The sequence below is a fragment of the Amycolatopsis sp. NPDC102389 genome (assembly GCF_044765885.1).
Classification (GTDB): Bacteria; Actinomycetota; Actinomycetes; order Mycobacteriales; family Pseudonocardiaceae; genus Amycolatopsis.
The window spans coordinates 31200-48554 of sequence record NZ_JBIWKX010000033.1 but is presented as its reverse complement, the minus strand read 5'-3'; the positions used below and the strand labels follow the sequence as shown (position 1 = coordinate 48554).

19 protein-coding genes and 1 tRNA gene are annotated in these 17355 nt (G+C 69.3%); 11 read left to right on the top strand and 9 right to left on the bottom strand.

Features of this window, described 5'->3' with window-relative positions; all coding sequences use genetic code 11:
- The first annotated feature begins 12 nt into the window (after positions 1-12).
- A complete protein-coding gene (locus tag ACIRGA_RS25615) occupies positions 13-651 on the top strand; it encodes a histidine phosphatase family protein (protein ID WP_400945186.1) in 639 nt (212 codons plus the stop codon).
- Here the strand turns inward: ACIRGA_RS25615 and ACIRGA_RS25610 are convergent.
- On the bottom strand, positions 625-1782 hold the full coding sequence (locus ACIRGA_RS25610; RefSeq protein WP_400945269.1) for a sensor histidine kinase: 1158 nt from the start codon (positions 1780-1782) through the stop codon (positions 625-627). The two genes, ACIRGA_RS25615 and ACIRGA_RS25610, sit on opposite strands and share 27 nt — an antisense overlap.
- 108 nt (positions 1783-1890) lie before the next feature.
- Positions 1891-3069, bottom strand: a complete 1179-nt coding sequence (locus ACIRGA_RS25605; RefSeq protein WP_400945184.1) for an MFS transporter — start codon at positions 3067-3069, stop codon at positions 1891-1893.
- Positions 3070-3190: 121 nt separating this feature from the next.
- Here ACIRGA_RS25605 and ACIRGA_RS25600 point away from each other — a divergent pair, with 121 nt between their 5' ends.
- From ACIRGA_RS25600 to ACIRGA_RS25585, 4 genes are all read left to right on the top strand, one after another.
- Entirely contained in the window at positions 3191-4240 is a 1050-nt protein-coding gene (locus tag ACIRGA_RS25600) for a LacI family DNA-binding transcriptional regulator (protein WP_400945267.1), read from the top strand.
- Positions 4241-4428: 188 nt separating this feature from the next.
- Positions 4429-4818: a peptidase inhibitor family I36 protein gene (locus ACIRGA_RS25595; RefSeq protein ID WP_400945182.1), complete on the top strand. Its 390-nt coding sequence runs from the start codon at positions 4429-4431 to the stop codon at positions 4816-4818.
- A 242-nt stretch (positions 4819-5060) separates the two neighbouring features.
- Positions 5061-5134 (top strand) — tRNA-Arg (locus ACIRGA_RS25590).
- 242 nt (positions 5135-5376) lie between these two features.
- Entirely contained in the window at positions 5377-6024 is a 648-nt protein-coding gene (locus tag ACIRGA_RS25585) for an MFS transporter (protein ID WP_400945180.1), read from the top strand.
- Positions 6025-6027: 3 nt separating this feature from the next.
- Here ACIRGA_RS25585 and ACIRGA_RS25580 read toward each other — a convergent pair whose 3' ends face one another.
- The gene (locus ACIRGA_RS25580; RefSeq protein WP_400945178.1) at positions 6028-6438 is read right to left on the bottom strand and encodes a MarR family transcriptional regulator; all 411 of its coding nucleotides are present in this window, start codon (positions 6436-6438) and stop codon (positions 6028-6030) included.
- 87 nt (positions 6439-6525) lie between these two features.
- Here ACIRGA_RS25580 and ACIRGA_RS25575 point away from each other — a divergent pair, with 87 nt between their 5' ends.
- From ACIRGA_RS25575 to ACIRGA_RS25560, 4 genes are all read left to right on the top strand, one after another.
- Complete coding sequence (locus ACIRGA_RS25575; protein ID WP_400945176.1) at positions 6526-7602, top strand: substrate-binding domain-containing protein; 1077 nt, start codon at positions 6526-6528, stop codon at positions 7600-7602.
- An 84-nt stretch (positions 7603-7686) separates the two neighbouring features.
- Entirely contained in the window at positions 7687-8196 is a 510-nt protein-coding gene (locus tag ACIRGA_RS25570; RefSeq protein ID WP_400945174.1) for an AmiS/UreI family transporter, read from the top strand.
- A 26-nt stretch (positions 8197-8222) separates the two neighbouring features.
- On the top strand, positions 8223-9221 hold the full coding sequence (locus ACIRGA_RS25565; RefSeq protein ID WP_400945172.1) for an aliphatic amidase: 999 nt from the start codon (positions 8223-8225) through the stop codon (positions 9219-9221).
- Positions 9222-9250: 29 nt separating this feature from the next.
- The gene (locus ACIRGA_RS25560) at positions 9251-9715 is read left to right on the top strand and encodes an SRPBCC family protein (RefSeq protein ID WP_400945170.1); all 465 of its coding nucleotides are present in this window, start codon (positions 9251-9253) and stop codon (positions 9713-9715) included.
- On the opposite strand, the gene ACIRGA_RS25555 is transcribed toward ACIRGA_RS25560, so the two are convergent.
- Positions 9655-11070 carry an MFS transporter gene (locus ACIRGA_RS25555; RefSeq protein WP_400945265.1) on the bottom strand — a complete coding sequence of 472 codons (1416 nt, stop codon included), beginning with the start codon at positions 11068-11070 and terminating at the stop codon, positions 9655-9657. The genes ACIRGA_RS25560 and ACIRGA_RS25555 overlap by 61 nt on opposite strands.
- 127 nt (positions 11071-11197) lie before the next feature.
- Between ACIRGA_RS25555 and ACIRGA_RS25550 the strand changes: the two genes are divergently transcribed.
- Positions 11198-11626: a winged helix-turn-helix transcriptional regulator gene (locus ACIRGA_RS25550; protein WP_395881947.1), complete on the top strand. Its 429-nt coding sequence runs from the start codon at positions 11198-11200 to the stop codon at positions 11624-11626.
- An 8-nt stretch (positions 11627-11634) separates the two neighbouring features.
- The gene (locus ACIRGA_RS25545) at positions 11635-12609 is read left to right on the top strand and encodes an ROK family protein (protein WP_400945168.1); all 975 of its coding nucleotides are present in this window, start codon (positions 11635-11637) and stop codon (positions 12607-12609) included.
- Here ACIRGA_RS25545 and ACIRGA_RS25540 read toward each other — a convergent pair.
- From ACIRGA_RS25540 to ligD, 5 genes are all read right to left on the bottom strand, one after another.
- Positions 12587-13975, bottom strand: coding sequence for an amino acid permease (locus ACIRGA_RS25540; protein ID WP_400945166.1), 1389 nt, complete (start codon positions 13973-13975; stop codon positions 12587-12589). The two genes, ACIRGA_RS25545 and ACIRGA_RS25540, sit on opposite strands and share 23 nt — an antisense overlap.
- A gap of 32 nt (positions 13976-14007) precedes the next feature.
- On the bottom strand, positions 14008-15372 hold the full coding sequence (locus ACIRGA_RS25535; protein WP_400945164.1) for a pyridoxal phosphate-dependent decarboxylase family protein: 1365 nt from the start codon (positions 15370-15372) through the stop codon (positions 14008-14010).
- Between the two features lie 79 nt (positions 15373-15451).
- Complete coding sequence (locus tag ACIRGA_RS25530) at positions 15452-15985, bottom strand: MarR family winged helix-turn-helix transcriptional regulator (protein ID WP_400945263.1); 534 nt, start codon at positions 15983-15985, stop codon at positions 15452-15454.
- Between the two features lie 109 nt (positions 15986-16094).
- Positions 16095-16367, bottom strand: a complete 273-nt coding sequence (locus tag ACIRGA_RS25525; protein ID WP_400945162.1) for a hypothetical protein — start codon at positions 16365-16367, stop codon at positions 16095-16097.
- A 60-nt stretch (positions 16368-16427) separates the two neighbouring features.
- Positions 16428-17345 (bottom strand): non-homologous end-joining DNA ligase, encoded by a 918-nt coding sequence (gene ligD / locus ACIRGA_RS25520; protein WP_400945160.1) that lies wholly within the window; start codon positions 17343-17345, stop codon positions 16428-16430.
- Positions 17346-17355: the final 10 nt, after the last annotated feature.

The window sequence follows — 17355 nt, the reverse complement described above, 5'->3', positions numbered from 1 at the left end:
CAAGATGGCGGCGTGCGGATCATCCTGCTGAGGCACGCCGAGTCGCTCGGCAACGTCGACGAGCTCGCCTACACCCGGATCCCCGACCACGCCCTCCCGCTCACCGACGCCGGCCGCGAGCAGGCGAAGCTGGCGGGTCCGGTGATCGAGGAGATCCTCGACGGGCAGCGGCCGGCGGTCTACGTCAGCCCCTATCTGCGGACGCGGGAAACGTTGCGGCTGCTGGACATCGGCGCGGCCTGCGAGCGGATCGTGCCGGAACCGAGGCTGCGGGAACAGGACTGGGGCAACCTCCAGGATCCGCTGGAGCAGGAGGTCCAGAAGCAACGCCGCCACGAGTTCGGGCACTTCTTCTACCGGCTCCCGTTCGGCGAGTCCGGCGCGGACGTCGACGACCGGGTCGCGGCGTTCCTCAGCGAGCTGGCTGCGTGCGGCGAAGATCACCCCGAAACCGTGCTGGTCGTCTCACACGGGCTGACCATCCGCTTGCTGTGCCGGCGGCTCTTCGGCTGGAGCATTGAGCTGTTCGAGTCCCTGTCCAACCCGACGACCTGCGAATACCGGGTCGTGGAGCGGGTGGGCGGCAAATGGACGCTGGACCGCCCGTTCCGCCAGTGGCGGGACTCACCCGACGGGGAGACGCAGGACTGAGGGAGCGAGGAGCACCACTCTCGTTCCCAGCCCCGGACTGGATTCGATCCGCGCGAAACCGCCGATCTCCGCCATCCGCGCGATGATCGAGTGCTCGAGGCCGAAGCCGTGCCGCCGGTCGCCGACGTCGAAACCGGCGCCGTGATCGCGCACCGTCAGACAGACCCCGCCGCCGATCTCCTCGACGCTGACCACGGCCCGCCTGGTCCCGGAGTGCTTCAACGTGTTGCGCAAGGCCTCCCTGACCGAGTCGTGCAGTGCCACGGCCGCTTCTTCCGCGAGCTCCGGCGCGCAGTCGTCCTGGATGACGACCTCGGCCCGCAAGCCCTCCGCGGCCATTTCGGCGGCGAGCAGCCGCAGCCTCTGGTGCAGCCCGATCCCTTCGGTGGATTCGTGTTCGAGACTGATCCGGATGCGCATCGCCTGGGCGCGAGCGGTGCGGCGGACGCGGTCGAGGCTGGCCGCCGGGTCGAGTTCGTCGGCGGGCGCGGGGATCGCGAACGACTCCATCACCTGCAGGACGGTGTCGTGGACGTCGCGGCGATGCCGTTCACGTTCCGCCGCCCGGCCCTGCTGCTCCCCGAATCCGAGCGCGAACCGCATCGAAGCGCCGACCACGCCGACGATCGCGAGTGACGCCACCAGCGCGGTCGCGAGCGTGAGCAAGAGAGTGAGCGAGGAGGCGGGGTGCAGAGCGGTGTTCAGCGCCACCGCGCCCCCGATGGTCAAGACCCCCGCCAGCGCGCCTCGCAGCAGGGCGCAGATCATCACCGTGCCCATCAGATGGGTCCAGGTGATCGACGTGATCGCGCTGTCCTGCGCGAACGGCGCGGCTCCCAGGACGAAGAGCGCGGCGAACCCGGCGTCGGCCACCGGGACCAGCCGCATACCGGCCGAAGGGCGGCGGAAGATCCAGACGGCTTCGGCGACGTTCGGCACCAGGTGCGCCAGCACGAAGATCCACAGCGCCGACCCGGTCGGCCCCGCCGTCCACAGCGCCTGCGCCAGCATCACCAGCCGGAACGCCACCGGGACCAGGATGAGCCAGGGCAACGTGGTCTGCACCAGCCGCGCCGGGATCCCCGGAACCTGATGACGGCCGGCCAGGACCCCTATGCCGCCTCCGAGCATCAGCACTCTCACGCCGCTCCTCCCCGGATCAGCCTGCCTGAAATGGCGACCAGGTCGCATTCATTTCAGTTTACGCTCGACAAGCTTGCCCGGGCTCCGGCGAAGATGTCAACGGGTGACGGGTTCGGCGGTCTCCTCCCGTTTCCGCGCCCGCGCCGCGCCCACCGCGGACGGCACGATCAGCGCGGCGGTCAGGCTGACGAACAGGAACGACACCGAAAGCGACGTCACCTGCGCGATCCCGCCGATCAGCGGCGGCCCGGCGAGGAAGCCGGTGTAGGCGATCGCCGTGACAAAGGCCAGCTCTCGCTCGCCTCCGGTTCCGTCGGCGCGTTTCCCCGACGCTCCCGCGAGGCTCAAGGCGATCGGGAAGGCGGCGGCCAGCCCCGCACCCGCCAGCGCGAAGCCGACGAACCCGAACACCGGAAGGCGCGCCACCGCGGCGAGCACCAGGCCTGCCGCGGCGATCCCGGCACCCACCGCCAGCGCACGCGTCGCCCCGAAACGGTTCTGAAGCCAGGCGCCCGCGAGCCTGGCGAGCGCCATGGCCAGGGCGAACCCGGAGTAGGCGAAGGCCGCGGCGCCCTCGCCGACCCCGTGCACGGACGTCATCAGCAGGGCAGACCAGTCCGAGCTCGCGCCCTCCGCGATCGCCGAGAACAGCGCGATGGCGGCGAGCAGCCAGAGGACGGGCCGTTTGATCGGCGGCACTCGCGGCTTCTCGACGGGTTCGGTGTGCACGGGCCGCGCGCCGGGCACGGCCGCGACGACGAAGGCCAGCACGACGAGCGCGGACAACGCGGCGACCGTGAGATGCCGTCCCGGCGACCACTCGTGCGACGCGGCGAATCCGGCGGCGACGGATCCCGCCAGCGCGCCGAAGCTGAACCCGGCGTGCAGGACCGGCATGATGGCCCGCCCGGACCGGCGCTCCACCTCGACGCCCGCGACGTTCATCGCCACGTCCAGCGCGCCGACGCTCGCGCCGAGGACGAACAACGCCCCGGCGAGCAGGACGACCGACGTGGAGAAGCCGATCATCGGCAGCGCGGCGCAGGCGATGATCGTGCTGCCCGCGACGACCGCGCGGGCGCCGTGGCGTTCGATCAGCCGCCCCGAAACCGACGCCGCGATCAGCATGCCGACGCTGGCGCCCAGCAGGGCCAGCCCGAAAACACCCGGTGAGGCGTTCACCCTTTCCGACAACGCCGGAGTCCGCGGTGCCCAGGAGCCGAGCGCGGCCCCGTTGAGCGCGAACACGACGAAAACGGCCGTACGGTCACGCATAGACCCCAGTCTCCCTTCGATTCTTCTTCCCCCAGAATGACTTAAGCGCTTCAGAAAGTCCACCCGCGCGGACCGGGACTAGACTGCGGCGGTGACCAGCACGCGACGGCGACGGCCGACGTTGGACGATGTCGCCGACGCCGTCGGGGTGTCGCGGGCGACCGTGTCCAACGCCTACAACCGGCCCGATCAGCTGTCCGCCCAGCTGCGGGAAGAGGTCCTTCGCGCGGCCAAGAAGATCGGGTACGCGGGACCGAACCCGACCGCGCGCAGCCTCGCCACGAGCCGCACCGGCGCGATCGCCGTCCTGCTCGACACGAACCTTTCGACGGCGTTCTCGGATCCCGCGCTGTCGCTCACCCTCGACGCGCTCTCGACCGTCGTCGACCCCGAGGGCCACGCCCTCCTGCTGCTCCCCGGCGACGGCGAGAGCGGCGGCCCGCGCCCGGAGCGGATCCTGACCGCGCAAGCCGACATCGCGGTGGCGTATTCGCTGGCAGACGGCGCGCCGGTGCTGCACGCCGTCCGGGACCGGGGGATGCCGCTGGTGGTGATCGACCAGCCGCATATCCGCGGTGCGGCCAGGATCGGGGTCGCGGACCGGGCGGGAGCGGCCGCCGCGGCCCGGCACCTGGTGGAACTCGGGCACCGGCGGATCGGGATCTTCTCGGCGCAGTGCCTCTCGGCGCCCCGCGGCGGGGAACTGAGCGTGGCCGAGGCCGGGAACAGCCGATTCCACGACAACCGCGAACGGATGGCCGGCTACCTGGAGACGCTGACCGAGGCGGGGATCCCGGCGGCGGACGTGCCGATCTGGGAGGCGTCCGGGCTCTCGGTCGAAGCAGCCCTGCCGAGCGCTTTCGGCCTGCTCGACCGGCACCCGCGGCCGACGGCGCTGCTGTGCATGTCGGACCTGTTGGCACTCGCGGCGATCTCGGCGGCCAGGCATCTCGGCCTGTCCGTCCCGGGTGATCTTTCGGTCGTGGGCTTCGACGACGTCCCGCCCGCTCGATGGTCCGAACCACCGCTGACGACCGTCCGGCAGGATCTCGCCGCCAAGGGACGGGCGGCGGGCGAGCTGGTGCTGGCCCTACTACGCGGGGAGAAGGCCCCCGCCCCCGCCGAGATACCCGCCGAGCTGGTCGTCAGGGACTCCACCGCGCCCGCGTAGCAGCCGATTTCGGCAAGCGCAAGGCGGTCCCGGTGATATGTGGACAACCCGCCCCGATCGAGCGGCGCACAACTACTTATCCACAGAAGTAGAAATGCGGGCAGACAAAGCCTTCCCCTCGCGTCATCGTGGAATCACACATTCACCGACGGCCATCGAGCCGCCGATTCACGGGGGAGAACCCAGCCATGCAACGACGTTTGACGAACCTGCGCGCCCGCCTCCCGCACGTGCTCCTGCTCGCCCTGGCAGGCCTGCTGACCAGCGCCGGCGTCGCCGGTGCCGCCACCGCGCCGCCCCAGCCCGACTGCCAGAAGGGCGAGTTCTGCGTATGGGGCGCGGAATCGTACGGCGGCGTGGTGCACAAATTCGACCTGCGCACCTCCAATCCCGAGGAATGCATTCCCCTGCCCGAAGGCTTCGACGGTCATTCGTTCGTGAACCGGCTGAGCCGGGACGTGACGATTTACCAGAGCGAGGAATGCACGACCGAAGGAGATTTCATCACCTATCCGGGTGGCGGCACCTATGTACCCCAGGGACCGTTCGTGATCCGCGCCCTCAAGATCTGGGACTGACCACCCCGGCGGTTCGTGCCGGTCGCTCGCGGAAGAGTCGACTCGCGACCTGCACGAACCCAGGGGCCGCTCCCCCGAAGCGGCCCCGGCCCGTGAGCGCGTCACCCCGCGTCGTGACGCGCTCACGGGTGTTCCAAAAAACGGTGGGCTCGACCTGAAACGATCTGGCGGTGTCGAACGATCGACAGGTTGGCGACGGCTAAGCTGCCGATGCTGGGCGACACCCAACGTCGCCGACGTCGGCCCTCGTAGCTCAGCTGGATAGAGCAAGAGCCTTCTAATCTCTAGGTCGCAGGTTCAAGTCCTGCCGGGGGCACGCCGCCAGAGGTCCTGCCGCGAGGCGCAACGCGCTTCGCGGCAGGGCTTCGAACTCGGGTGGGACGCCGTCGGGCCCGATTCGCCGCTCGTTCACCTTTCGACCGGGCAGTTCGTCAATTTTCCCCGGTACACCGGTGTTTCCGTCTGTCGGAAAGATCACGTCCGAGCCAAGCCGCGTGGCGGGCCACGGTTTCCCGTGAACTGGTCCATCCGCATCGCCGGTCGCTATAGGTTGTCTCCATGTACGTGCCGACGCCGACGCATCCCGACCAGCAGCCGACCGCCGGACAGCCCTGGTGGCTGGTCATCGGGCCGGGGTTCGCCGCGCTCATCGGCCTGTTCCTGCTCACCGTGATCTACCGTTTCGACGGCGAGTCGGCCCTGCGGATCGATCTGGCCATGTCGAGCCAGTCCCTGCTGTTGAATGGCGTCGTCTCGTACGTCGTCGCGGCCGCGCTCGCCTTCCCGGCGGGTCTGCTGCTCGGCGGGCGCTTCCCGACGGCGGTGACGGTGCCCGCGATCGCCTTGATGCTCCTCGGCGTGCTGGTGGTCGCCTTCGTCCCCAGCAGTGGCCTGCTCCTGGTCGGCCGGGTGCTCAACGGGCTCGGCGCGGGCGCCGTCCTGGGCGTGACCGTCGCGTTGATCCGCCAGCTCCAGGCCGGTCGCGGCGTCGCGGCCGGGTTGACGGCCGGGCTCGGTGTCCTCGCCTTGGTGATCGCGCCGGTCCTCGGCGGGCTGCTTTCGGACGTCATCGGCTTCCGCGTGGTGTACGTGGTGGCCGCGCTGTTCGTGGTCGTCGCGCTCGTCGTCGCCGGGGTCCTCGGCATCGTCGCGCTGACCAAGGCGAAAGCACCGGCACGGCCGATGTCGTACCCGCCGCACGCCTGACCTTCAGTCGCCGAGACCCCGCAGCGCCACGAGCACTTCGTCCGGCACGTCGAGCCGGGCTTCCACTCCCGACACCTTCGTGGCCACGCGCCGGTACGTCGCCCGGCCGCGGGCGCTGAGGTGGACGAGCACGCGGCGTCTGTCCGCGGCGTCGACCTCACGGTAGGCCTGCGCGGTGGTCACCAGTTTGTCCACGACCCTGGTCAACGTCGGGGCGGTGGCCAGCGTCCGGTCGGCGAGGTCGGCCATGGCGAGACCGCCCTTGCCGCTCAGCGCGTCCAGTACCAGCCACTGGTCCAAGGTGAGGCCTTCCTTGGCGAGCACCTGTTCGACCCTGGCGGCGACGGCCCGGGCGGCGCGGGTGAGCGAGCCGGTGAGCGACGTTCCGGCGGTCGTGACGCCGCGTGTCCCCATATCCCGTCCCCTTGCCAAAACCGGACACCCTCGCAATACTTCCAGGTGAAAGCACTTTGACCTTACCGGGCCACCGCACGGAGCGCCATGCCCCCACGCCTCGCCACCCGGCCCCGCGACGACACCTGGCGTGTGGCCATGGTGGTCCCGTTGCAGGGGCCCGCCGGGCTGTTCGGCCCGTCGTGCGAGGCGATCACGGATCTGGCCGTCCACGAGCTCAACGAATCCGGCGGCATCCTCGGCAGGCAGGTCGAGGCCGAGGTGGTCGACGGCGGCGGCAGCCCCGCGCGAGTAGCCGGCGATCTGCGGCGTCTCGTCGAGAGCGGGCAGGTAGACGCGGTGAGCGGCTGGCACATCTCGTCGGTCCGGCACGCGCTCGCGCCGGTCGTGGCCGACAGGATCCCGTACGTGTACACCTCGCTCTACGAAGGCGGCGAGCGCCGCTCCGGCATCTTCTGCACGGGCGAGACACCGCGCTGCCAGATCGAGCCGGCGCTGCGCTGGCTGCGTGATCACCTCGGCACCCGGCGCTGGTTCGTCGTCGGCGACGACTACGTCTGGCCGCACCGCTCGACCCACGCGATCCGGCAGTACGCCAAGGAACTCGATCTGCGCATCACCGGGGAGGCGTTCGTCGGGCTCGGCGCGGGCGATATGTCCACAGTGGTCCGTGAGCTCGAACAGTCCACAAGCGACGGTGTGCTCATGTTGCTGGTGGGGCAGGACGCGGTGCGCTTCAACCGGGCCTTCGCCGCGCACGGGCTCAGCGATCGGCTGGTCCGGTTCAGCCCGTTGATGGAGGAGAACATGCTCCTCGCGAGTGGCGCGAACGCCACCGGCAACCTCTACGTGTCCGCCGCGTACTTCCGGTCCATGGTCACCGCCGACGCCATGGACCTGCTCGGCCGCTACGTCGACCGCAACGGACCCGGCGCCCCGGCGTTGAACAACGCCGCCGAATCCTGTTACGAGGGGCTGCACACGCTGGCGGAACTCGTTCGCCGGGCGGGGACACCCGACCTGCCCGCGCTCAACGCGGCGATCGACGGCGTCGCCTACCACGGGCCACGCGGCACGATCGAGTTCCGCGGGCAGCAGGCCGACCAGCACGTCCATCTCGCGGTCGCCGACGGTTACGACTTCGAAGTCCTCACCAGGCTCTGAAATCCGCACTCTTGACTCGCTCCGGCACACCACATACTTTCATTTGAAATTATTCCACCTGATGCCGGTTACGCGGAGGTGCGCATGGGCAACGTGGGTCTGCTCTACGTCGGCGCCGCCCTGATGATCAACGGCCTGATGTTGCTCGGCCGGATACCGCCGCGGTCGGCGGCGGTGCTGAACCTGTTCGTCGGCGCGCTCCAGTGCGTCACCCCGACCGTGCTGATCGTCCAGGCGCACGGGAATCCGGACGCGATCCTCGCCGCGTCCGGCCTGTACCTGTTCGGTTTCACCTACCTCTACGTCGGCATCGCGAACCTCGCCGGCCTGGAGCCCGAAGGCATCGGCTGGTTCTCGCTCTTCGTGGCGGGCGCCGCCGTGGTGTACGCGGGGATCGCGTTCTGGCACGACGGCGATCCGGTGTTCGGTGTCATCTGGCTGTCCTGGGCGCTGTTGTGGACCTTGTTCTTCCTGGTTCTCGGCCTCGGCAAAGAACAGCTGACGCGGTTCACCGGATGGACCACCCTGCTGCTCAGCCAGCCGACGTGCACGGTGCCCGCGTTCCTCGGCCTCACCGGCGTTTACCCGTCCTGAAAACCGTTCGGAGAAAAGGAGTCTTCATGCGACACGGTGACATTTCCGCCAGCCCGGACACGGTCGGCGTCGCGGTGGTCAACTACAAGATGCCGCGGCTGCACACCAAGGCCGAAGTCCTCGACAACGCCCGCAAGATCGCCGAAATGGTGGTGGGCATGAAATCCGGGCTGCCCGGCATGGACCTCGTGGTGTTCCCGGAGTATTCGACGCAGGGCATCATGTACGACCCCAAGGAGATGTACGAGACCGCGGCGACGATTCCCGGCGAGGAGACCGAGATCTTCGCCGCCGCGTGCCGGGAAGCCCAGACCTGGGGCGTCTTCTCCATCACCGGCGAGCGGCACGAGGACCACCCGAACAAGCCGCCGTACAACACGCTCGTGCTCATCAACGACCGCGGCGAGATCGTCCAGAAATACCGCAAGATCCTGCCGTGGTGCCCGATCGAAGGCTGGTACCCCGGCGAGGACACCTGCGTCAGCGACGGCCCCAAGGGCATGAAGATCTCGCTGATCATCTGCGACGACGGGAACTACCCGGAGATCTGGCGCGACTGCGCGATGAAGGGCGCCGAGCTGATCGTGCGCTGCCAGGGCTACATGTACCCGGCCAAGGAGCAGCAGATCCTGATGGCCAAGGCGATGGCGTGGGCCAACAACTGTTACGTGGCCGTGGCGAACGCCGCCGGTTTCGACGGTGTGTACTCGTACTTCGGCCACTCAGCGATCATCGGCTTCGACGGGCGCACGCTCGGCGAGACCGGTGAAGAAGAGTACGGGATCCAGTACGCGCAACTCTCGGTGTCGGCGATCCGCGACGCGCGAACCTATGACCAGTCGCAGAACCACATCTTCAAGCTGCTGCACCGCGGCTACACCGGCGTGCAGGACGCCGACGAAGGCGACAAGGGCGTGGCCGACTGCCCGTTCGACTTCTACAAGCTCTGGGTCACCGACGCCAAGAAGGCGCAGGAGAAGGTCGAGTCGATCACCCGGGACACCATCACTCCACGGCACCCCTGACGAGGACGGTGCGCCCTAGACTCGACGCCATGGACAGGATCGACAGCGGCAGCCGGACGATCGCCGCCCCGCCCGAGACCGTCTACCAGGCACTCCTGGACCGGGAGTCGCTCGAAACCTGGCTGCCGCCCGAAGGCATGCGTGGCCGGATCGAACACTGGGATCCGCGGCCCGGCGGCGGTTTCCGGATGACCCTGACCTACCTCGACGCGTCCGCCGCGCCCGGCAAATCGTCGGACGCGACGGACGTCGTCGAAGTCGGGTTCGCCGACCTGGTGCCCTCCGAACGCGTTGTGCAGCGGGCCGTCTTCGAGTCCGAGGACCCCGCGTTCGCGGGCACCATGACGATGACCTGGGACCTGGCCGCCACGGGTGATGGCACCGAAGTGACCGTCACCGCGACGGATGTGCCGTCCGGCATCGGCCAGGCGGATCACGAGGCCGGGATCGCCTCTTCGCTGGCCAACCTCGCGGCCTTCGCCGAGACTCGCTGACGACCGGACACGACGACGAGTGCGGCGAGGACGGCCATCACCAGCGGCACGACCAGCGCCGCCCGGAATCCGCCGAGCGCCGCTTCGGGCGAACCACCCGCGCCCAGGGCGGCGACGTTGACGGCGGTCACCGCGGACAGCCCGAGCGCCGCGCCGAACTGGAACGCCGTGTACAGCAGACCGCCCGCGAGTCCTTGTTCGTCCTCGGCGATCCCCTCGGTGGCGACGATCGTCAGCGGACCGTAGGCCAGGGCGAAGCCGAGACCCAGGATGATCATCGACGGGAACATCGCCGCATACGTCCAGTCCAGGTCCAGCGGCAGGAAGAGCGCGTACGCCACGGCGGCGAGCACGAAGCCGCCGAAGATCAGCCGGGTGTTGCCGAACCTCGCCACCAGCCGCGGGGTCAGCGTCGGCGCGAGGATCGCGTCGATCCCGACCGCCAGCAGCGCCAGGCTCGTTTCCAGCGTCGACCAGCCCCGGAGTTCCTGCAGGTACAGCGTGACCAGGAACTGGAACCCGAAGAACGAGCCCGCGAACAGCAGGGCGCTGACGTTCGCCCGCACCAGCGGACCCGACCTCAGGATCCCGAGGCGCACCAGCGGCGCGGAGGAGCGGCGTTCGACGGACACGAAGGCCGCCAGCGCGGCCACTCCCCCGGCGAACGAGGCGACGGTCCAGCCCCAGCCCTGCGCGGGGTGTTCCAGCCGGACCACCGCGTAGGCGATCAGCAACATCGCCGCTGTGACGGTGACCGCGCCGGCGAAGTCCAGGCGACGCGGCACGCGTTCCCCGCCCGCGGGTTCCTTGATGAGCCAGAGCGCGGCGAGCAGGATGACCGCGGACAGGATCACCGGCGTGAAGAACACCCAGCGCCAGTCGATCCTGGTCAGCAGCCCGCCGATGACGAGGCCGAGCGAGAAGCCGCCCGCCCCGGTGCCGGCGTAGAACAACAGGGCCTTGTTGCGCTTCGGGCCCTCTTCGAAGCTCGTGGTGATGATCGACAGACCGGCCGGGGTCATGAAGGCCGCGGCGACGCCGGTGACGAACCGGGCGAGCAGCAGCATCCAGCCTTCGGTGGCGAATCCGCCCAGCCCGGAGAAGACCAGGAACACCACCAACCAGCCAAGGAACATGCGACGGCGGCCGTACAGGTCGGCGGCGCGCCCGCCCAGCAGCATGAACCCGCCATAACCGAGCACGTAGGCGCTCACCACGCCGCTCAGCGTCGCCGTCGACAGGCCGAGTTCGGCCCGGATGGACGGTAGCGCCACGTTCAGCATCGCGACGTCGATGCCCTCCAAGAAGATGGCGCCGCACAGCACCAGGAGCACGCCCCAGGCCCGCCCGCCCATCCGGTCGGCGCGCGGGGGCGTTCGTGAGTTGCTCAAGATCGGATCTCCCTCAGTGAACGGGAACCGACGGTTACTCATCAGCCGGTCGGTTCCCTCTTGTAACCAAGGAGATCTTCCGTCACCATCGATGACCATGGAAGAAGGCACTTTGAACTCACCTAGTCGTTGTGAACTCACCGAGGAGGACTACGAGGCCTTCCAGTGGGACACGCGCGAGGACTGCGAGGTCCGCCAGATCCTGGACCGGGTGGCGGACAAGTGGTCGCTCCTGGTGATCGCGCTGCTGGACCGCAACACCCTGCGGTTCACCGAGCTCAAGTACAAGATCGACGGCATCAGCCAGCGCATGCTCACCACCACGCTGCGGCATCTGGAACGCGACGGGCTGGTGAACCGGACCGTCTATCCGGTGGTGCCGCCCCGGGTCGAATACGCGCTGACGCCGCTGGGCATGACGCTGCACAAGACCATCCAGTCACTGGTCACCTGGACCGAGGACCACCAGAGCGAGATCGCCCTCGCGCGCGCCCAGTACGACAAACGCGTCACCGCCTAGGGAGCCGCATGGCCAGACTGTCGCGGGGGGATCCGTCACTGCTGCGGCGGCTCAACGCCATCGCCGTCCTGCGGGCGCTGTACGCGGCCGAGGAACTCACCCTCGCGGAGCTGGTCAAGGCGAGCGAGGTCTCGCGGCCGACGGTCGAGGAGATCGCCGCCGACCTCGGCGAACAGGGCCTGGTCGAGGAGGTGCCGCTCTCCCCCGACGCGCCGCGACCGGTGGGCAGACCCGCCAAGCGGTACCGCTTCCGCCCCGAGTCCGGCCACGTCGCCGGCCTCGAAATCGGCCCGCGCCAGACGTTGTGCCTCGTGGCCGACCTGCGCGGCGAGGTCGTCGGGAGGGCGCAGGCCGGGCTCACCCCGGAAATGGCCGCGGCCGACCGGCTCGGCACCGCGCGCCAGGTGCTCGGCGCGGCCGTGGAAGGCCATGCCAACGTGCGGCTGCTCGGCATCGGCACCACCGGCGTGGTGTCCGGCGGCAAGGTCGTCCGCGACCACCGCCTTCCCGGCTGGACCGGCCTCGACCTGCCCGCGGAGTTCGGCGGCGGCTGCCCGGTGCTGGCCGGGAACGACACCAAACTCGCGACGCTGGCCGAACACTGGCGCGGCGCCGCGCACGGCCTCGACGACGTCGTCTACGTGCAGGCCGGGCGCACTGTCTCGCTGGGGCTGCTGCTCGGCGGGAAGCTGCACGACGGCCACCACGGCGCGGCCGGTGAGATCGGGGCCCTGCGACAGGCCGGCGGGTCCGTCGAGCTCGTCGCCGCCACCGTCCTCGCCGTCGACCCGCAACTGGTGGTGATCGGCGGCGGGAAGGACCCGCTGGCGACGACGCTGCGCGCCGAACTGGCCCGGCTGTGCCTGTTCCCGGTACACGTCGCGACGTCGACGCTCGGCGAAGACGCGGTGGCGCTCGGCGCGGTCCGGCTGGCGCTGAGCCGGGTCGAACGCGAACTGTTCAGCGTCGCGGACGTCGCCTGAGCAGGCTGATCACCACGATCAGCACGGCCACCGCGCCACTGGTGAACAGCTGCGTCCGCGCGTCGGCGTCGGTCCACATGAGCACGAGAACACCGGCCATCGCGAGCAGCGCGACCCAGCTGAGCCACGGGAAACCCCACATCCGCACCGGCAGGTCGGCGGCCGTGCCGTCGCGTTCCGCCGCCTTCCGCAGCCGCAGCTGGGAAACGGCGACGAAGATCCAGACCAGCAGGATGTTCGCCCCGATGGCGTTCAGCAGGAACGGCAGCACGTGTTCGGGGGCGAGGAAGTTCAGCACCACGGCCATGAAACCGAAGGCCACCGACGCGAGCACCGCCGTCCGCGGGACACCCGTGCCGGACAGCTTCAGCATCGCGCGTGGCGCTTCACCGCGTTCGGCCAGGGAGAACACCATTCGCGAGGCGCCGTAGAGGTTCGCGTTGAGCGCCGAGAGCAACGAGGTCAGCACGACGAAACTCATCAGCAGCGCCGCCGACGGCACCCCGATCTTCTCCAGGATGGTGACGAAGGGGCTGGTGTTGGCCGAAGCCGACTCCCACGGCAGCAACAGCACCATCAGCGCCACGGAACCGACGTAGAACAGCAGCAGCCGCACGATGACCGTGCGCGTGGTGCGGCGGATCGAGCCCGCCGGGTCGTCGGACTCGGCCGCGGCGATGGTCACCAGTTCCATGCCACCGAAGGAGAACGCCACCGCGAGCAGACCGGTCAGCACGCCTTGAAGGCCGTTGGGCAGGAAACCGCCGTGCCCGGTGAGATTGCTCAGCCCGACCGGCGTCGTCCCCGGCAGGATCCCGAACACCGCCAGCGTGCCGAGTACGAGGAAGCCGACCACGGCGGTCACCTTGATCGCGCCGAACCAGAACTCGAATTCCCCGAACGAGCGCACGGCGAACAGGTTCACCACGGTCAGCACCGCCATGAACAGCAGCACCCAGGTCCACTGTGGAATCTTGGGCAGCAGCCCGTTCGCGATCCCCGCCGCCGCGGTCGCTTCGGCGGCCACCACGACCACCAGCAGCGACCAGTACAGCCAGCCGACGGTGAACCCGGCCCAGCGCCCGAGCGCCTTCTCCGCGTACACCGAGAACGAGCCGCTGCTCGGCTCGGCGGCCGCCATCTCGCCCAGCATGCGCATCACGAGCACCATGAGCAGGCCCGCGACCACATAGGACAGCAGGATGCCGGGGCCCGCGGTCTTGATCCCCGCGCCGGTGCCGACGAACAGCCCGGCACCGATCGCCCCGCTGATGGCCAGCATGGTGACGTGCCGCCGCCGGAACCCGGTGCCGAGCGATTTCGTCTCGATCGCGGTCACGGGTTCGGCGGGACCTGGTGCGGGCATGGTGGATCCATTCGTCTGCGGTACTGGCGAGCTCAACCGCGGGACAACTCTTCCAGCCGTTCGTGCAGCCGGTCGACGTGGTCCTCGCTTTCGGGCTTCATCAGCACGCTACGCAGGATCCTCGCGCCGTCCGCATCCGCGTCGACCCCGGTGTGACGCAGCCCGAACTGAGGCTCGCTCACCCGCAGCGTGCTGAGGAACACCGGTTCCCTGGCCGCGGCCATGCCGGTGCGCAGGATCCGCACGCTCTCCTGGTCGATCTTCGACAGCGAAAGCGGCTCCGTGCGGGGGAAGTAGGTGACGATGTCGAGTTCCGGTGGCTGGTACAGGTCGAACCGCTCGGAGTCCTCCAGCAGCTTCGCCCACCGCAACGCCGCGCGGCGCCCGGCCGCGAGCACCCGGCCAAGGCCGTCGGGCGTGGGCGGCAGCACCCGGAAGGTGAGCCACAACGCGGCGGCGGCCGCACCCGCGCGGGAGCATTCGAGACTGATCTCGCCGAGGTGCAGGTCTTCCGAGGTGAAGTAGGTGTACGGCGAATCGTGCAGGTAGAACCGGCCCGCGCCGGGATCCTTGAACAGCACGGCGCCGCACCCGTAGGGCTGGAGGCCGTGTTTGTGCGGGTCGATGACGATCGAGTCGGCCTCGGCGATGGCGAGCCACGGGGCTTCGGGCAGCCCTTCCGGACCGTCCAAACCGGACAGAAGGCGGAAGAATCCCCCGTAGGCGGCGTCGACGTGCACCCGGACGCCGTAGCGTTCGCGCAGCGCCAGTGCCTCGTGGATCGGCTCCACCGTGCCGAGCGCGGTCGTCCCGGCGGTGAGCACGACTGTGCCGATCTTCCCGGTGCGCAGCAGATCTTCGAGCGCGTCGAGGTCCATCGCGCCACGCCCGTCGACCGGCACAGTGTGCCCCTCGACGCCGAGCACGCCGCACATCCGGCCGTGCGTGTAATGCGCCTCGGCGCTGTACGCGATCCCCTTGCCCGGATGCGTTTCCCGCGCGACGAACAGTGCCTCGAGGTTCGCCATCGTGCCGCTGGTGGTCAGATGCCCCAGATGCTCCGTGTAGCCGAACATCGTGGCCAGCGCCCGGACGACCTCGCGTTCCATCTCGGCCGTCGCGGGACCGCCGTCGAGCGCGTGGTTGTTGGGGTTGACCAGCATCGCGCTCAGGTAGCCGACCACCGCGGCCGGATGCGGCGGTTTGAGCATCTGGCCGGCGTAGGACGGGTGGAAGAACGGGTAGTTGTCCTTCAGCCGCTCGGTGAGCTCCTCGAACGCCGCCTCGAACCGCCCGTCGGAGATCTCCAGTGACGGATGCGGCCGGACGGGGGTGAACGTCTCCGCCCACGCCTCGTTCGCCGTCAACGCCTGACCGAGCCAGTACCGGAAGTCCATCAAGGGCGCCCTTCGCTTCGTTCGGCTCCAAAAAACGTAGGAGTCGCCGGACGTGCCGCGCAACCGTCTTCGGTAGGGGTCAGCTCTCCCGGGCCCGCCGCTCTTCGCCCTTCTCCTCCAGCTGCCGGACGATCTCCCGCAGCGAAGCGGCCAGCTCGGTGCATTTCGCGGGGGTCAGCCGTTCGGTGACGAACGCTTCCTCCTGGTTGAACTCCGGGAAGAGCTCCCGCATCAGCCGCTCCCCTTCCGGGGTCAGCGCGAGCAGCACCAGCCGTCCGTCGACGGGATGTTTGCGCCGGGTGACCAGGCCGTGCGCCTCCAGGGTCTTCATGACCCCGGTCAGCGTCCCCTTGGTGATCCCGGACTCCGCGGCGACGTGCCTGGTCTCCTTCTCGCCGAAGATCCACACCACCCAGAGCACCACGAACGCCGTCCAGGTGAGGCCCGCGGTGCGCAGGACCGAGTTCTCGAAATGCAGCCGGACCGCCGTCGCGGCGCGGTGGAGGTTGGCCACCGCCTCCATCCGCTCCCACAGCAGCGGGATCCCGCCCAGTTTGGCCCGCACGGCGTTCTCGGTCTCGGCCAGCGTGTGATACCCGGTCAACAGCCACATCCTCACCGGCCCCGGAGGCACCAGCCCGGTGGGCACGCACCCCCGCGCACCCGCTCCGCCGATCGTATGCGGAACGGGTGGCCGTCCACAGTGGTCTTTCCGGGTAGCGCTAGGCGGCAGGCGCCAAGGGTGTCAGGAGATCCTGTCCTGTTTCGGACAATTCCGCGGGTACCAAGGTGCCGGGAACGCCTCCGTCGGGCATCCGGATCAGCCCGGCGTGCGCGAGGCGGTGGGCCGTGACCTGGTCACTGCACGGCAGGCCGTCGACGTAGAGATCCGGTTCCAGGCTGACGGTGATTTCGGCCCTGCCCTGTGCCACGGCCCGCAGCATGGCCAGGGCCCGGCATGAGAGGTCTTCGGGGTCTTTCGCTGTCTCGTTCATTCGGGGTCACTCCTCTGACCTGGGAGTTTCCCGTCGGACGCGGTTCAAACATGACACCGGTCACCGTTGGGGAACGGCCACCCGATACTCGGCGATGTCCCCGAACAGGTCGCCCATCTCCTCGACGCGCTCGAGCACCTGCTCGGCGGTGAACAGCAGGTCGGCGGCCTTGCGGCAGGCTTCGACCTCCTCCCAGGTCACCGGCGTGGAGACGGTCGGGACGGCGCGGCCGCGCAGCGAGTACGGCGCGATGGTGGTCTTGGCGGTGTTGTTCTGGCTCCAGTCGATGAACACACGGCCGGGGCGGATGGCCTTCGTCATCTTGGCGACGATGGTTTCCGGTGATCGGCGCGCGAGTTCCTCCGCGACGGCCTTGGCGTACTCGGAGGTGCGTTCGTCAGAGCGCGTGCGCACCGGGCAGTACAGCTGCATTCCCTTGTTGCCGCTGGTCTTCGCGTACACCGTGAGACCGTCTTCGGTGAGCAGGTCGCTGAGCGTCTCGGCCACCCGGCAGCAGTCGACGACGTCCGCGGGCGGACCGGGATCGAGGTCGAACACCAGCAGATCGGGTGATTTCCGCGCGCCACGCACACCGACCGTCCACTGTGGAACGTGCAGTTCCAGCGCGGCGAGATTGGCCGCCCACATCAGCGTCGGGAGATCGCCGACGACCGGGTAGTCGAGCGTCTCCTCCCCGCCCCGGCGGCCGCGGTTGGTGAGCCGCGCGGTGCGCACCCAATCGGGCGCGTGGCGGGAAACGTTCTTCTCGTAGAACGGTTCGCCGTCGACACCGTCGGGGAACCGGCGGAACGTGGCGGCGCGGTCGCGCAGATGCGGGAGCATGGCCGGGGCTATCCGGCGGTAGTAGTCGAGGACCTCGCGTTTGGTGAAACCGTGCGCGGGGTAGAGCACCTTGTCCAGATTGGACAGCGCCAGCCGCCGACCTTCGACCTCGACCGTTATCCGCTCCTCAGGCACCCTTCGACGA

Excerpts from the sequence above, each read along its gene's own strand:
- ACIRGA_RS25605 (WP_400945184.1), bottom strand. The coding sequence starts at position 3,069 with ATGCGTGACCGTACGGCCGTTTTCGTCGTGTTCGCGCTCAACGGGGCC.
- ACIRGA_RS25545 (WP_400945168.1), top strand. The coding sequence starts at position 11,635 with ATGGCCAGACTGTCGCGGGGGGATCCGTCACTGCTGCGGCGGCTCAAC.
- ACIRGA_RS25560 (WP_400945170.1), top strand. The coding sequence starts at position 9,251 with ATGGACAGGATCGACAGCGGCAGCCGGACGATCGCCGCCCCGCCCGAG.
- ACIRGA_RS25535 (WP_400945164.1), bottom strand. The coding sequence starts at position 15,372 with ATGGACTTCCGGTACTGGCTCGGTCAGGCGTTGACGGCGAACGAGGCG.
- ACIRGA_RS25530 (WP_400945263.1), bottom strand. The coding sequence starts at position 15,985 with ATGTGGCTGTTGACCGGGTATCACACGCTGGCCGAGACCGAGAACGCC.
- ACIRGA_RS25610 (WP_400945269.1), bottom strand. The coding sequence starts at position 1,782 with ATGCTCGGAGGCGGCATAGGGGTCCTGGCCGGCCGTCATCAGGTTCCG.
- ACIRGA_RS25570 (WP_400945174.1), top strand. The coding sequence starts at position 7,687 with ATGGGCAACGTGGGTCTGCTCTACGTCGGCGCCGCCCTGATGATCAAC.
- ACIRGA_RS25525 (WP_400945162.1), bottom strand. The coding sequence starts at position 16,367 with ATGAACGAGACAGCGAAAGACCCCGAAGACCTCTCATGCCGGGCCCTG.
- ACIRGA_RS25585 (WP_400945180.1), top strand. The coding sequence starts at position 5,377 with ATGTACGTGCCGACGCCGACGCATCCCGACCAGCAGCCGACCGCCGGA.
- ACIRGA_RS25595 (WP_400945182.1), top strand. The coding sequence starts at position 4,429 with ATGCAACGACGTTTGACGAACCTGCGCGCCCGCCTCCCGCACGTGCTC.
- ACIRGA_RS25575 (WP_400945176.1), top strand. The coding sequence starts at position 6,526 with ATGCCCCCACGCCTCGCCACCCGGCCCCGCGACGACACCTGGCGTGTG.
- ACIRGA_RS25555 (WP_400945265.1), bottom strand. The coding sequence starts at position 11,070 with ATGGGCGGGCGGGCCTGGGGCGTGCTCCTGGTGCTGTGCGGCGCCATC.
- ACIRGA_RS25565 (WP_400945172.1), top strand. The coding sequence starts at position 8,223 with ATGCGACACGGTGACATTTCCGCCAGCCCGGACACGGTCGGCGTCGCG.
- ACIRGA_RS25550 (WP_395881947.1), top strand. The coding sequence starts at position 11,198 with ATGACCATGGAAGAAGGCACTTTGAACTCACCTAGTCGTTGTGAACTC.
- ACIRGA_RS25580 (WP_400945178.1), bottom strand. The coding sequence starts at position 6,438 with ATGGGGACACGCGGCGTCACGACCGCCGGAACGTCGCTCACCGGCTCG.
- ACIRGA_RS25540 (WP_400945166.1), bottom strand. The coding sequence starts at position 13,975 with ATGCCCGCACCAGGTCCCGCCGAACCCGTGACCGCGATCGAGACGAAA.